Genomic DNA, 644 nt, shown 5'->3' with positions numbered 1-644 from the left:
TTTAAATAAAAAGGAGTTCTATTAAATTAAAAAACGAAAGGATTTAAACCAATGAAAGCATGGAAACCACCTCAAAAAAATAAAAATCAAAATAAAAAAACTTCATCTCAAAAGAAAAATACTACTATTAAAAAGACAACTAATCAACCTTTAAATACTAAAACGCCTTTAATTATTCAAACCCAACCAACAGAAAGCAAAACCAGTTTAATCAAAAAAATAGGTAACATATTTATCGCTTTATTGCCTATTCTGATTGTTTTAAGTCTCTTATATACGGTTTTATTTATCTTTTTTCCTAATGCTTTTGCTCAGTTAGGCAAATTCGGTCAAGGTATTGTGGATACAACTAAAGACCTCGGCCGAGGTGCTGTGAATAAAACTAACGAAATTATTTATTATATTTATGACGGAGCTAAAGATTTGGGTAAAAATGGTCTAAATTTGCCTGATAAAGCAGCTCACATTTTTGCTGTAATAGCGCCAGCTTTAGCTTTAATAGGAGTTGGTTTATTGTGTTTGGCTATTCCTGTCGTAGGCCCAGCTATGGGGGGAACTTTGATGGCAGCTGGTGCAATATACTTTTTAAAAAATTTGTTTTTTCCTCCTAACAATACTCCTCCTGCTAATAAAATCCCTCCTAC

1 pseudogene is annotated in these 644 nt (G+C 32.0%); it reads left to right on the top strand.

Annotated elements, in window-relative coordinates:
- Nucleotides 1-51: 51 nt before the first annotated feature.
- Nucleotides 52-644, top strand: a pseudogene (locus tag RI76_RS02150) (hypothetical protein); the annotation flags it as partial.

This window comes from Milkweed yellows phytoplasma str. MW1, assembly GCF_000309485.1.
Lineage (GTDB): Bacteria > Bacillota_I > Bacilli_A > Acholeplasmatales > Acholeplasmataceae > Phytoplasma.
The sequence above is the reverse complement of the archived record's forward strand: the minus strand, read 5'-3'. Positions and strand labels throughout refer to the sequence as shown.